The organism is Catenovulum adriaticum (assembly GCF_026725475.1).
Classification (GTDB): Bacteria; Pseudomonadota; Gammaproteobacteria; order Enterobacterales; family Alteromonadaceae; genus Catenovulum; species Catenovulum adriaticum.
Window position 1 is genome coordinate 1,663,289 of sequence record NZ_CP109965.1, and the last position, 12,857, is coordinate 1,676,145.

13 protein-coding genes are annotated in these 12,857 nt (G+C 39.0%); 1 reads left to right on the forward strand and 12 read right to left on the reverse strand.

The features are described from left to right. From rlmN to OLW01_RS07440, 10 genes are all read right to left on the reverse strand, one after another. On the reverse strand, positions 1-1,125 hold the full coding sequence (gene rlmN, locus OLW01_RS07395; protein ID WP_268073138.1) for a dual-specificity RNA methyltransferase RlmN: 1,125 nt from the start codon (positions 1,123-1,125) through the stop codon (positions 1-3). 144 nt (positions 1,126-1,269) lie between these two features. After that, positions 1,270-1,698, reverse strand: coding sequence for a nucleoside-diphosphate kinase (ndk, locus tag OLW01_RS07400; RefSeq protein WP_268073140.1), 429 nt, complete (start codon positions 1,696-1,698; stop codon positions 1,270-1,272). Positions 1,699-1,873: 175 nt separating this feature from the next. Further along, positions 1,874-2,212 (reverse strand): ISC system 2Fe-2S type ferredoxin, encoded by a 339-nt coding sequence (fdx, locus tag OLW01_RS07405; protein WP_268073142.1) that lies wholly within the window; start codon positions 2,210-2,212, stop codon positions 1,874-1,876. Position 2,213: 1 nt separating this feature from the next. Beyond that, complete coding sequence (gene hscA / locus OLW01_RS07410) at positions 2,214-4,079, reverse strand: Fe-S protein assembly chaperone HscA (RefSeq protein WP_268073144.1); 1,866 nt, start codon at positions 4,077-4,079, stop codon at positions 2,214-2,216. A gap of 21 nt (positions 4,080-4,100) precedes the next feature. Beyond that, positions 4,101-4,616 carry a co-chaperone HscB gene (gene hscB / locus OLW01_RS07415; RefSeq protein ID WP_268073146.1) on the reverse strand — a complete coding sequence of 172 codons (516 nt, stop codon included), beginning with the start codon at positions 4,614-4,616 and terminating at the stop codon, positions 4,101-4,103. 45 nt (positions 4,617-4,661) lie between these two features. Next, complete coding sequence (gene iscA, locus OLW01_RS07420) at positions 4,662-4,985, reverse strand: iron-sulfur cluster assembly protein IscA (RefSeq protein ID WP_268073148.1); 324 nt, start codon at positions 4,983-4,985, stop codon at positions 4,662-4,664. A gap of 36 nt (positions 4,986-5,021) precedes the next feature. Then, entirely contained in the window at positions 5,022-5,402 is a 381-nt protein-coding gene (gene iscU, locus OLW01_RS07425; protein WP_268073150.1) for a Fe-S cluster assembly scaffold IscU, read from the reverse strand. 18 nt (positions 5,403-5,420) lie between these two features. Further along, positions 5,421-6,635: an IscS subfamily cysteine desulfurase gene (locus tag OLW01_RS07430; RefSeq protein ID WP_268073152.1), complete on the reverse strand. Its 1,215-nt coding sequence runs from the start codon at positions 6,633-6,635 to the stop codon at positions 5,421-5,423. 53 nt (positions 6,636-6,688) lie between these two features. Then, positions 6,689-7,180 carry a Fe-S cluster assembly transcriptional regulator IscR gene (iscR, locus tag OLW01_RS07435; protein ID WP_268073154.1) on the reverse strand — a complete coding sequence of 164 codons (492 nt, stop codon included), beginning with the start codon at positions 7,178-7,180 and terminating at the stop codon, positions 6,689-6,691. A 119-nt stretch (positions 7,181-7,299) separates the two neighbouring features. Then, positions 7,300-8,931, reverse strand: coding sequence for an alpha-amylase family glycosyl hydrolase (locus tag OLW01_RS07440; protein ID WP_268073155.1), 1,632 nt, complete (start codon positions 8,929-8,931; stop codon positions 7,300-7,302). 248 nt (positions 8,932-9,179) lie between these two features. Here OLW01_RS07440 and OLW01_RS07445 point away from each other — a divergent pair, with 248 nt between their 5' ends. Beyond that, entirely contained in the window at positions 9,180-10,886 is a 1,707-nt protein-coding gene (locus OLW01_RS07445) for an alpha-amylase family glycosyl hydrolase (RefSeq protein WP_268073156.1), read from the forward strand. A 143-nt stretch (positions 10,887-11,029) separates the two neighbouring features. Here OLW01_RS07445 and OLW01_RS07450 read toward each other — a convergent pair whose 3' ends face one another. Continuing rightward, complete coding sequence (locus OLW01_RS07450) at positions 11,030-11,893, reverse strand: DUF3025 domain-containing protein (protein ID WP_268073158.1); 864 nt, start codon at positions 11,891-11,893, stop codon at positions 11,030-11,032. 68 nt (positions 11,894-11,961) lie between these two features. Then, positions 11,962-12,840, reverse strand: coding sequence for a 23S rRNA pseudouridine(2605) synthase RluB (gene rluB, locus OLW01_RS07455; RefSeq protein ID WP_268073160.1), 879 nt, complete (start codon positions 12,838-12,840; stop codon positions 11,962-11,964). Positions 12,841-12,857 lie beyond the last annotated feature (17 nt).

Sequence of the window (12,857 nt, forward strand, 5' to 3'; positions counted from 1 at the left end):
TTAGGCCGTTCGAATATCAATATTTTGGCCTTTTTGCTGTTTTTTCAGCATTCGCTTCGTTCTATCGACCACTTCGCCAACTAGCTGACCACAGGCTGCATCAATATCATCACCCCGTGTTTTACGTACAACCGTCGTTAAACCATATTCGGATAAAACTTTTGCAAATCTGTCAATTCTTGAATTACTAGAACGACCATATTCATTGCCAGGGAACGGGTTAAATGGAATTAAATTAATTTTAGCTGGCGTACCCTTAAGCACTTTAGCCAATTGATGCGCTTGATCTGTGCTATCGTTGACATGATCCAACATAATATATTCCACAGTCACTTTTTCATTCGCTTTCGAACCATCAATATAACGACGAGAGGCGGCAAGAAATGCTTCAATATTATATTTTTTATTAATAGGGACAATCTCGTTTCGCAACTCATCATTTGGCGCATGCAGAGATATTGCTAGTGCAACATCAATTTTTTCTTTTAATTTATCTAATGCTGGTACAACACCTGAAGTACTCACAGTTACCCGGCGTTTAGATAAGCCAAAAGCTAAATCATCCATCATTAAATCTAAGGCTGGAACCAAATTATTTAGATTAAGTAAAGGTTCACCCATCCCCATCATGACCACGTTGGTGATAGGTCGCTTATTCGTCACTTTGACCGGACCAATATCTTTAGCAACTCGCCACACCTGCCCAATAATTTCTGCTACTGATAAATTTCGATTAAAACCTTGTTGAGCGGTTGAGCAAAACGTACATTCCAGTGCACAACCAACTTGGCTAGACACACATAAAGTGGCACGTTCGCCTTCTGGAATCCAAACCGATTCTACTTCTTGGCCGCCTTTGAGTTTCATCGCATATTTAATAGTACCATCTTTAGAGGCTTGGCGAACTGAAATCTCCGGGCCTTCTATAGTACATTCTTGCTCTAACTTAGCTCTCAAAGCCTTGCTAAAGTTGTTCATCTGCGAAAAGTCATCCATGCCATAGTGATAAATCCATTTCATGGCTTGATCTGCCCTAAAGCTTTTTTCACCGATAGAAGCAAAATAATCACGCATTCCGGCGCGATCTAAATCAAGTAAATTAATTTTGGTTTCATTGGACGACATTGCTAACACCTAACATAAACAAACAGCCAGTAATTTTACGGAATTCACAGCACAATGCAATCAATAGCGCAGTTTGCCAATCAATTCGATGATAAAATAAACACCGCATTGGCGGTAAATTTGCACAATCGATAAATACTGGGCCTATTCGTAGCTGTTTACTTCGCTTTCTGCAAAAAAGTAAGCAATTTCACGCGCTGCGCTTTCAGGACTATCTGAACCATGTACCGCATTAATTGTTACATTTTGACCATAATCAGCTCGAATTGTACCTGTCGCCGCAGATTCTGGATCCGTTGCGCCCATAATTTCACGGTAAGATTCAATTGCATTTTCTTTTTCAAGTACCAAAGCAACCACAGGCGCTGTTAATAAAAATTGCATTAACCTTGGGAAAAAATCACGTTCTTTATGCTCAGCATAAAACCCTTGGGCTTGCTCTTCAGTTAATTTTACCATTTTACAAGCGACTATCGAAAAACCAGCCGCTTCAAAACGTTGTATAATTGCACCAATTTTACGTGCGCTAACTGCATTTGGTTTGATAATAGATAGAGTGCGTTCAATTGCCATTATTATATTCCTGAGTCATATTTACATTGAGGTTCTTTAATCTTACCAAGCTTTTTATAGGGTTCGTCAAGCAATTTCAACTAAATGCGATAAAGTTAACGAATTCATATATAACTGGTTAAAATTTATTATAATTTTGGTTATAAAAAAGCCAGCAAAGTTGCTGGCTTTTTATTTAGTGATTTTCACTCACCATATTGATGGTATATTTGGGTATTTCTACCACCAAGTCTTCGTCTGTAACATAAGCTTGGCAACTTAACCTAGATTCAGCCTCTAATCCCCAAGCTTTATCTAACATGTCGTCTTCTAATTCGTCACTTTCTTTTAATGAGTCAAAACCTTCACGAACAACGACATGACAAGTTGTACATGCACAAGATTTTTCACAAGCATGTTCAATATCAATTCCGTTTTTTAAAGCAACGTCTAATACAGTTTCACCTGTTTCAGCTTCCGATACCGCACCATCAGGGCAAAGCTCTGGGTGAGGTAAAAAAATAATTTGTGGCATTTTATATCTCGTCTACCTGTTGGCCTTTAAGGGCTTGTTTTATTGATTCATCCATACGCGCAGCAGCAAAATCTTGACTCAAGTGATCAATTTTTTCAATTTGTTTTTTTATTGCGTCTACATCTGATTGCTGAGAAAGCGTTTGTAATTGAGTTAACTCTGCATATAAAGCATTTCTTGCATCGTCCTCTAGCAAATGACCATCTGCCTTTAATGCATTTCCTAATGATTCGAGCATTCTAGCTGCTTCCACGACTTGTTCGGCTAAACGTCGAGCTTCAACATCATCTTGTGCATTATCAATTGACGATTTCAACATATCTAGTATTTCAGATTCTTCCAAGCCATAGCTAGGTTTAACTTGAATACTGGCTTGCACTTCTGTTGATTTTTCCATTGCGGTTACCGATAGCAATCCATCTGCATCCACTTGAAATGTGACTCGAATGTGCGCAGCACCAGCAGCCATTGGTGGAATATCGCGTAATTCAAATTTAGCAAGCGATCGACAATCTTTAACTAATTCACGTTCACCCTGAACTACATGTAAAGCCATAGCTGTTTGACCGTCTTTAAATGTAGTAAATTCTTGAGCTTTAGCGACGGGAATCGTTGTATTACGGCCAATGATTTTTTCAGTTAGACCGCCCATAGTTTCAAGGCCTAAAGACAATGGCGTTACATCCAATAAAACCATATCAGAATCTGGCTTATTGCCAACCAAAATATCGGCTTGAATACTAGCGCCAACCGCGACAACTTCATCAGGATCAATTGAATTTAATGGCGTTTGACCAAAAAATTCAGCCGCTTTTTCTCTCACTAAAGGTACGCGAGTTGAACCACCCACTAAAACTACATCTTTTATTTCATCGGGCTTTAATTCTGCATCTTTCAACGCGCGTCGGCAAGCGATCATGGTTTTTTGCACTAAAGGCGCGATTAACTCGTTAAATTCAACCAAGGTCAACCTTAGATTGATTTGATTCCCATCATCTAACTTAATTTGCACTTGCGTTGAGTCAGCATCTGATAAAGCTTCTTTCGCTTTTTTGGCTTGCTCTTTTAAAACCCGACGCTCACGCGATGATAATGTTTGAGTTAATTTCGCATTTTGTTTAATCCAATCAACAATGGCTTGGTCAAAATCATCGCCACCTAATGCGGAATCACCGCCAGTTGATAAAACTTCAAATACACCTTTATCCAGCTTTAAAATTGAAATATCAAAAGTGCCGCCACCTAAATCGTAAACGGCAATTTCACCTTCTTGCTTTGAATCCAGTCCATAAGCAATAGCGGCGGCGGTAGGTTCATTTAATAAGCGTAAAACTTTTAACCCTGCAATGCGTGCAGCATCTTTTGTACCTTGGCGTTGAGCATCATCAAAATAAGCGGGGACGGTAATTACAGCACCTTGTAATTCGTCGCCTAATACTCGCTCTGCTCTAAGTTTTAAATTCGCCAAAATATCAGCGGAAACCTCTATAGGCGATTTATCGCCTTGGCGAGTTTTAATTCTGCTCAGTTGAGCTGAGTCTCCTTCAAAATGGTAAGGTAATTCTGGATAAGTCGTTAATACATCATCTAACGAACGCCCCATAAAGCGTTTAACCGAAATAATAGTATTTTCAGGATCAGCTTCAGCTTGCGCGAGCGCAGCGTAGCCAACCCGTGTTTCAGATTCTGCGTACTGTACAACTGACGGCAGCATTTTAACGCCTGACTCATCCGCTAAGGGCTGAGCTTCACCGCTTCGTACTGTTGCAACTAAAGAATTTGTTGTACCCAAGTCAATACCAATCGCCAGCTTTCTTTGGTGAGGAGCGGTAGTTTGACCAGGCTCAGATATTTGTAATAAAGCCATAATGATTGATTTAATTGATTGTTAGTTAGTAACTTGGTCTTCAAGTCGTTCGAGCTCGTGATTAAGCTTAATAATAAACTTTAATTTACGAACTGAGTTGGCTGCATCGTCGTATGCAGCGTCAGCGAGCTGCTGACTAATGGATTGTTGAAGTGTTGCCTGTTCTTGCGCTAATGTTTTTTCAAAATCAACAATTGCGGGAAAAGGGTCACTCATTGCTTGCACATCTTCTAAGTGCTCACGATACTCCATCTGCTGCATTAAAAATTCTGGATCTTGCAGCGTTTTCGTTTCGTGTGCTAAATCAATACCTACTAAATTAAGTAGATATTCAGCACGAGCAACGGGTGACTTCAGTGTAGAAAATGCATCATTGATTTGAGCTGATTTTTTTACCGCCAATAAACGTTCAGATTCACTCCCAGATGCATATTTATCAGGATGAAAAGCACGCTGCAACTGACGGTAGCGCTCAGCTAATAATTTAACATCAAGGTCATAACCCGCTTCTAAGTTAAACAACTCAAAAAAATTCATTTATCACCTATCGATGCTCGTTATAAAGTTTGCTTGAACTTGGGTTTAAACGTGGAAGCTTTCCCCACAACCACACTCATCAGATACATTCGGGTTATTAAATTGAAAACCTTCATTTAAACCTTCTTTTGCAAAATCAAGTTCAGTACCGTCAAGGTATAACAATGACTTCGCATCAACGATCACTTTAACGCTTTTATCTTCAAAAACCTGATCGTCAGCATTCAGTTCATCTACAAATTCAATAATATAAGCCATACCCGAGCAGCCCGAGGTTTTAACCCCTAAGCGCAAACCTATGCCTTTTCCTCGATTGTCAAGGAAGTGCTTAACTCGGGTGGCTGCGGCGTCGGTCAATGTCACTGCCATTGGGTATAACTCCTAATTTAATGAATAAAACAAGGCTTAGCTACGCTTTGATTTATAATCGTTAAGCGCGGCTTTAATTGCATCTTCAGCTAAAATTGAACAGTGAATTTTAACTGGTGGTAACGCAAGCTCTTGTGCGATATCTGTATTTTTAATCGTTGAGGCTTCTTCAATTGACTTACCTTTAACCCATTCAGTTACTAATGAGCTAGAAGCTATAGCAGAGCCACAGCCGTAAGTTTTGAATTTTGCGTCTTCAATGATACCATCATCTGAAATTTTCAATTGCAATTTCATTACGTCACCACATGCTGGCGCACCAACCATACCAGTAACAACACTGCTATCTGATTTTTCGAAACTACCTACATTACGAGGATTCTCATAATGGTCAATTACTTTTTCACTATATGCCATGATTCAATACCTCTTATCTTAGTGGTGAGCCCACTCAACTTTACTTAGGTCAACACCGTCTTTAAACATGTCCCATAAAGGCGACATTTCACGAAGTTTGGTGATTGCATCTTGAATAACATCAACCACATAATCAATTTCTTCTTCAGTGGTAAATCTACCCATACTAAAACGAATTGAACTATGCGCCAACTCGTCATTTAATCCTAATGCGCGTAATACATAAGACGGTTCTAAACTCGCTGAAGTGCAAGCTGAGCCTGATGAAACTGCCATATCTTTTAACGCCATAATTAAAGATTCACCTTCAACATAGTTAAAACTGATGTTTAAATTACCAGCAACTCTATGTTCAACCGAACCGTTAATATAAACTTCTTCAATATCTTTAACACCGGCTAACAACTTATCTCTAAGTCCCATTAAACGTTCGTTTTCAGCTGTCATTTCGGCCTTAGCAATGCGGAATGCTTCGCCCATACCCACTATTTGGTGAGTTGCTAACGTGCCTGAACGGAAACCACGTTCATGACCGCCACCGTGCATTTGTGCTTCTAAACGAATACGTGGCTTACGTCTAACATACAAAGCGCCAATCCCTTTAGGACCATAAACTTTATGTGCAGAAAACGACATTAAATCCACTTTAAGCTGTGTTAAATCTATGTCAACTTTACCAGCACTTTGGGCCGCATCAACATGAAAAATAGTTTTATTGGCGCGACATAATTCGCCAATAGTTTCAATATCTTGAATAACACCAATTTCATTGTTTACGTGCATAACACTCACTAATACAGTGTCTTCACGAAGCGCTGCTTTAAATGTATCTATGTTGATTAAGCCGTCTTGTTCAACATCCAAATAAGTCACTTCAAAGCCTTGACGCTCCATTTCACGACAGGCGTCTAATACTGCTTTATGCTCTGTTTTTACAGTAATAATATGTTTGCCTTTTTTACTGTAAAATTTAGACGCACCTTTAATTGCAAGGTTATTTGATTCGGTCGCACCCGATGTAAAAATAACTTCTCTTGGGTCAGCATTAATTAAGTCAGCGACTTGGCTACGTGCAATATCCACAAGCTCTTCTGCTTGCCAACCAAAACGGTGAGAACGAGATGCGGGATTACCAAACACGCCGTCTGGTCCCAAACACTGCATCATTTTTTCAGCAACCCGTGGATCTACCGGGGTTGTGGCTGAATAATCAAGGTAAATCGGTAACTTCATTAATCTCTCCGCAAACAATCATATAAATAGATAAATTATTAACTTAATAGGTCTTAGCTGATTTCATCTAATGAAATATCACCTAAAGCAAAAGCTGAATGTGTTTTTTGTTTATTGTTTTGACGTTCAGCAACTTGTTTCACTTCTTGCTTTTCGACCAATTCTTGTAAACTGATGTCATTTAAAAACGACGCAATGCGATTACTTAACTCGTCCCACAAACTATGAGTTAAACATTGGGCACCGCCCTGACAACCAGATTTACCGTTACAACGAGTTGCATCAACAGACTCATCAACGGCACTGATGATTTGACCAATAGAAATGTTGCTCATTTCACGCCCGAGTAAATAGCCGCCGCCAGGTCCTCGCACACTACTAACAACACCATTTTTTCTAAGCCGAGCGAATAATTGTTCGAGATAACTTAAAGAGATATCTTGTCGTTCTGAAATATCAGCAAGTGGAACAGGCCCCGCTTCTGTATGCAGAGCAACATCTAGCATGGCTGTTACGGCGTAGCGCCCTTTTGATGTTAGTCTCATATTACATTATTCTCCGTGGTCGATGTTGCTATTATCTATTACCTGACTGTTTTAGTCAAGTTTATACTTGACTAAAACAGTCAGGATTAGAGCAAACCGCCCGAAGCTAATGCTAAGGCTTATTGGAAGGTAGAGAAAAATACGCCAAATGCGGGAATTGTCAACTCTTGGCCGTTAATTTCTCCGTTATTATGAAGTTCTAGTTTAATTTGTTGCGCATCTTCTGCTAAACCGGATACAAAGGTGACCGGATTAGATGATAGATTAAATACAGCAATAATAGTTTGGCCCGATAAACGATCAATCCGCTTAATGGCTAAACAGCTGCTATGCCAATCTAAAAATTCAATATCTCCTAATACTAACGCGGGTTGTGCTTTACGCCAATGCATAAAGGCCCGGTAAGCATTTAATACTGAGTCTGGCTGTGCTTGCTGCACATTGACTGACTTTTCAAGGTGCGCAGGGTCAACTGGTAACCAAGGCTGACCTTGTGAAAAGCCCGCATTAATTTCTTTACTATCCCAAGGCATGGGAGTACGGCAACCATCTCGCCCTTTAAAAGTAGGCCAAAATTCAATCCCGTAAGGGTCTTGTAATTCATCATAAGGTACATTAGCTTCGGTTAACCCTAGCTCTTCACCTTGATAAATACATAAACTGCCTCGTAAACACCCCAACATAGCCGTCACCATTTTGGCAAAATCTGGATTATTTGTATTATTTCCCCAGCGACTAACAACACGTGCTACATCGTGATTACCAACCGCCCAACAAGGCCAGCCATCAGTTAACGCGTTTTCCAACGTTAATACTGTATTTTTAATATAATCAACACTAAAATCATCTGTTAGCAACTCAAAGCTATAGGTCATGTGCAAACGATCATCACCTTTACTGTATTCTGCCATAGTCGCTAAAGAATCTTCTGATGAGATTTCACCTAAAGAAACTGTGCCTGGGTAAGCATCTAACAGGGCTCTAATTTTTTCTATAAAGCCTAAATTTTCAGGCCTTTCGTTATTAAAGTAGTGATATTGGTAAGCGTAAGGATTGTCTTCGCTAAACCCGCGCCCTGCTCTTTCATTTTCCGGTTTAGCTGGGTTATCTCGTAATGCTTGATCATGAAAACAAAAAGTAATGGCATCTAATCTTAAACCATCAACACCTCTTTTTAACCAAAACTCCACATTATCTAACACAGCCTGCTGTACATCTGGATTGTGAAAATTTAAATCAGGCTGACTGGCCAAAAAGTTATGCAAATAATACTGACATCGGCGAGAATCCCATTGCCACGCAGGGCCGCCAAAAATAGACTGCCAATTATTCGGTGGCGTACCATCTGGGTTAGGGTCAGACCAAACATACCAGTCTGCTTTGTCATTGGTTTTATCTTGTCTGCTTTGAGTAAACCAATCATGCTGATCTGAAGTGTGGCTTAGCACCTGGTCAATCATAATTTTAATGCCTAACGCATGGGCTTTTTCAATTAACCGATCAAAATCGGCTAAATTACCAAATATAGGATCAATAGAACGATAGTCACTTATGTCGTAACCAAAATCTTTCATTGGGGATTTAAAACAAGGTGATACCCAAATAGCATCTACCCCTAAACTTGAAATGTAATCTAGTTTTTCAATAATACCTGCAATGTCACCAATGCCATCATTGTTACTATCATTTAAACTTCTTGGATAAACTTGGTAAATTACCGCACCACGCCACCAATCAATATTATTACTCATGCTTCACCTCATTGGCTTTTTCTAACAGGCATTATCACGCCTTTAAACTCTCATTTACATTTATCTTAACTGATCATTTTGAACACGCACCATGCATACGTATGCAGCTTTAAAATTAATTTTATGGCGGTTTTGTTAATGATTTTTTATTCTATTAATTCAATTGAATACGTATGTAAACTAGGTTTATTTAAAAATAATTAGTCTAAAATTATCTTTCAAGCACAATTATTAAAATGAGACTTTATATGAATTGTTTATCTAATAAACGGCTCTCTGGCCGCATTTGTTTTAACATGATAGCAACAGCTTCACTGGCTTTAACAAGCTGTGCAACTGTCAATGCACCCTCTTCTAAGCAAGCAGTTGATGAATTTTACGGCACGACTGAAGCCTTTGCGAGTGAGGCTGTTTATTTTGTGGTAACAGACCGATTTGTTGATGCTGATCCAAGCAATAACTACCCTAAACAAGGTGGTACATATCCAACATTTGACCGCGAGTTAGCTGGACCTGACGGAAAAATTGCAAACGTAGGTTACTTAGGGGGCGATTATAAAGGTATTTATCAAAATGCTGATTATATAAAGTCATTAGGTTTTAGTTCAGTTTGGCTAACCCCAATTGTAGATAATCCAAATCAAGCCTTTTCAGGAGGCGAGCAAATCCATTTTGGTGAAATGTTCAAAGACGGTGGGAAAACTGGCTACCATGGTTATTGGGGCGTTAATTTTTGGCAAGAAGACGAACATTTATATTCCACTAACTTTAAGTTTAAAGATTATGCCCAAGCCATGAAAAATAAAGGCTTAAAAACGGTGTTAGATGTAGTCGCCAACCATGGTTCGCCAGCTTATACCATGCCACACGAGCAAGGCAGATTTGGTAAAATTTATGACCAACATGGGACCTTAATCGCGGATCATCAAAATTTGCATCCAACTGAATTAGACCCAGAAAATCCGCTTCATCAATTTTACCGAAACCAACCTGATCTCGCTCAATTATCTGATACCAATTTTGACAACCCTGCTGTATTAGATTATTTCACAAATGCGTATTTATATTGGCTAGAGCAAGGTGCGGATGCATTTAGAATTGATACAATTCGCCATATGCCACACTCGTTTTGGAAAGACTTTACCGACAAAATTAGAGCAAAACACCCAGATTTTTTTATGTTTGGTGAAAGTTTTGAATACGATGCAAACAAAATTGCACAGCACACGCTACCGGAAAATGGCAAAGTAAGTGTCTTAGATTTTCCTGGGCAAAAAGCCATGACAAGCTTATTTGAAAATCCAGATAACAGCTATGCAGATATTCAAAGTTACTTATATCTTGAACAAAGTCCTTACCATAACCCTTACGATCTAATGACTTTTTATGATAATCACGATATGGCTAGAATGAATACTGATACCAATGGATTTATCAACGCCAACAACTGGTTATTTACGAGTCGAGGTATTCCAGTAGTCTACTATGGCTCTGAAACTGGCTTTATGGCAGGCACAAGCGAACATCAGGGAAACAGAAATTATTATGGACAACAGCGCATTGATAAAGCAAAACAGCACCCAATTGCACAAGCTATGGCGAATATTGCCAAAATTAGACAAAATAACATCGCATTACAAAAAGGCTTACAGTTAAATTTAGAATTTAACCAAGACACAGCTGCGTTTTACCGTATTTATCAAAAAGACGGTATTAATCAAACCGCTTTGGTTTTGTTAAATAAGGCAAATCAACCAACAACAATTAAGCTAAACCAATTGATTCAAGCCGGCAATTATACAGATGCAGCCAGTGGCGAAATTATTAATATCGGTCAGACACTGAGCCAAACGGTAGCAGCAAACAGTGTAATGGTCCTTTTGTCAGAAGAACCTATTACTCAACCCGCTATTATCAATAAGCTCAAAAAGTTACAACAAGTGGTGCCTAAATAAAAAAGCTAAAGCGTGCAAATACTTGCAAATAACAACAGCGGTGCTTTAAACAAAAGACACCGCTGTTTTATTTTACCTGATACCTTAATAAAACAAGCATTAATCGCACTTGCTTAAACATTTAAACCAATACGTTCAATTTTTTAGTTGCTTTGAATGTCTTTTTCTTTGTTTTTTATCACTTTAGGTTGGCGTTTCGGTCTAAAATAATTTTCGTTTAAATAAAATTCGCGCTCTTGATTATCATCATACCAAAAAGGTACCCCTAAAATAGGTAACGGAGATAGATGTTGATTGTTTTTAAGTGTTGCTTGCTCGGCGATTTCTCTGGCTAATTGCTGGTCTAAATATCGATACTGCTGAGCTGCTGGCCATTGAAAAAAATCATCAGATACACGTAAAAAATAAGCTTTTGCCGTTAACCCAATAAAAGGCTTTAAACTCATTTCATACATGGCATGGCCAAATATAAATGGTTTTATACTTGTAAACCAGCGACTTCGATTTTGCCAAAAACTTTCAAGCCACAAATGAGTTTTCAATGCCGTTTTATCGGTATCTTGCGTATAAGCAAGAACCACCCCACACTCGTCAAATAAAGTTAATGCATCTCGTTGTTTTGTTCGCTGCTTCAAACCATATTGCGTTATGTCGTTCACATGTAATTCATTTAAACAACGTTTAGTATTAGGAAATAAAGCCCAAATACAGGCATTAAACAGATCGTGCCAATTATCAATACGAGTCGGAATTTTCTGTTTAGCAAAAATAAGCTCTTCATAGCTCATGCCATGCCAATTCATTGAGTCTGACTGAGCAATAAACTCAACGGGTTTTAACTTTTGATCTGCTTGTAGCTGTGTCATTAACTGTGTTAATTGTGCCGCGGATGGAAAGCTCGAAAAGTCTGATAAATTTAATAGATTAGATAAATCATCAAATATCCCACCGCCTGAAAACTGTTCGACACACCAGGGGATATCTGCTTCATATTTCTTTCGTTTCATAAAAATAATAAGCCAGCTAAACGCTCAACGATATTTAGCTGGCTTTGGACCAATTAATCGTTAAAAAATTAGACTCGTCGACGCTTACGCGCTGACTTGCCCGCTGGACGAGTTTTGCGTAATTCGGATTTACGAATTGCTTTGCGAATACGATTCGCTTTAATATTTTTTATTTTATTATTAGCATCGACTTCTTTAACCATGCTAATCGGAGCCAAACTAACTAACTTGCGTAAATAGTTAATATCTTTAACTTCTAATTCCGCCCAACCACCCATAGGTAATGTACGGGGCAATTTAATATCACCATAGCGGATTCGCGATAGTCGACTCACTTGAACGTCTTGCGACTCCCACATGCGCCTTACTTCTCGGTTACGGCCTTCTGATAAAGTCACATGATACCAACGGTTAATGCCTTCGCCACCGTGAAACTTAATTTTAGTAAAATTCGCTGGGCCGTCCTCAAGCTGAACCCCTTGGCGTAAACGCTGAATTTTAGCATCCGTTAACTCACCAAATACTCGAACGGCATATTCACGCTCAATTTCATTGGATGGATGCATTAATTTATTAGCAAGCTCACCATCTGTTGTAAATAGCATTAAGCCGGTTGTATTAATGTCTAAACGACCTACTGATACCCAACGGCCATCTTTTAATGGTGGCAAGCGATCAAATACAGTTTTACGCTTTTCTGGATCGTTACGGGTTGAAACTTCACTTAATGGCTTATTGTAAATTAACACCCGACATGGAATGTCAGCATGCGCTTTAAATTTAACAACATGACCATTGAGTTTTAGCACATCGTTTTCTTCAATACGCTCACCAATTTTCACGACTTTTTCGTTAACACTCACTCGTCCTTCTTCGATCGCGCGTTCCATTTCTCGACGTGAACCTTTGCCAGCTCTGGCTAACACTTTTTGAATTTTTTCTGACATCTGATTCTCCCGAATCT

Excerpts from the sequence above, each read along its gene's own strand:
- ndk (WP_268073140.1), bottom strand. The coding sequence starts at position 1,698 with ATGGCAATTGAACGCACTCTATCTATTATCAAACCAAATGCAGTTAGC.
- fdx (WP_268073142.1), bottom strand. The coding sequence starts at position 2,212 with ATGCCACAAATTATTTTTTTACCTCACCCAGAGCTTTGCCCTGATGGT.
- hscA (WP_268073144.1), bottom strand. The coding sequence starts at position 4,079 with ATGGCTTTATTACAAATATCTGAGCCTGGTCAAACTACCGCTCCTCAC.
- rlmN (WP_268073138.1), bottom strand. The coding sequence starts at position 1,125 with ATGTCGTCCAATGAAACCAAAATTAATTTACTTGATTTAGATCGCGCC.
- rluB (WP_268073160.1), bottom strand. The coding sequence starts at position 12,840 with ATGTCAGAAAAAATTCAAAAAGTGTTAGCCAGAGCTGGCAAAGGTTCA.
- iscA (WP_268073148.1), bottom strand. The coding sequence starts at position 4,985 with ATGGCAGTGACATTGACCGACGCCGCAGCCACCCGAGTTAAGCACTTC.
- iscU (WP_268073150.1), bottom strand. The coding sequence starts at position 5,402 with ATGGCATATAGTGAAAAAGTAATTGACCATTATGAGAATCCTCGTAAT.
- hscB (WP_268073146.1), bottom strand. The coding sequence starts at position 4,616 with ATGAATTTTTTTGAGTTGTTTAACTTAGAAGCGGGTTATGACCTTGAT.
- OLW01_RS07430 (WP_268073152.1), bottom strand. The coding sequence starts at position 6,635 with ATGAAGTTACCGATTTACCTTGATTATTCAGCCACAACCCCGGTAGAT.
- OLW01_RS07445 (WP_268073156.1), top strand. The coding sequence starts at position 9,180 with ATGAATTGTTTATCTAATAAACGGCTCTCTGGCCGCATTTGTTTTAAC.
- iscR (WP_268073154.1), bottom strand. The coding sequence starts at position 7,180 with ATGAGACTAACATCAAAAGGGCGCTACGCCGTAACAGCCATGCTAGAT.
- OLW01_RS07440 (WP_268073155.1), bottom strand. The coding sequence starts at position 8,931 with ATGAGTAATAATATTGATTGGTGGCGTGGTGCGGTAATTTACCAAGTT.
- OLW01_RS07450 (WP_268073158.1), bottom strand. The coding sequence starts at position 11,893 with ATGAAACGAAAGAAATATGAAGCAGATATCCCCTGGTGTGTCGAACAG.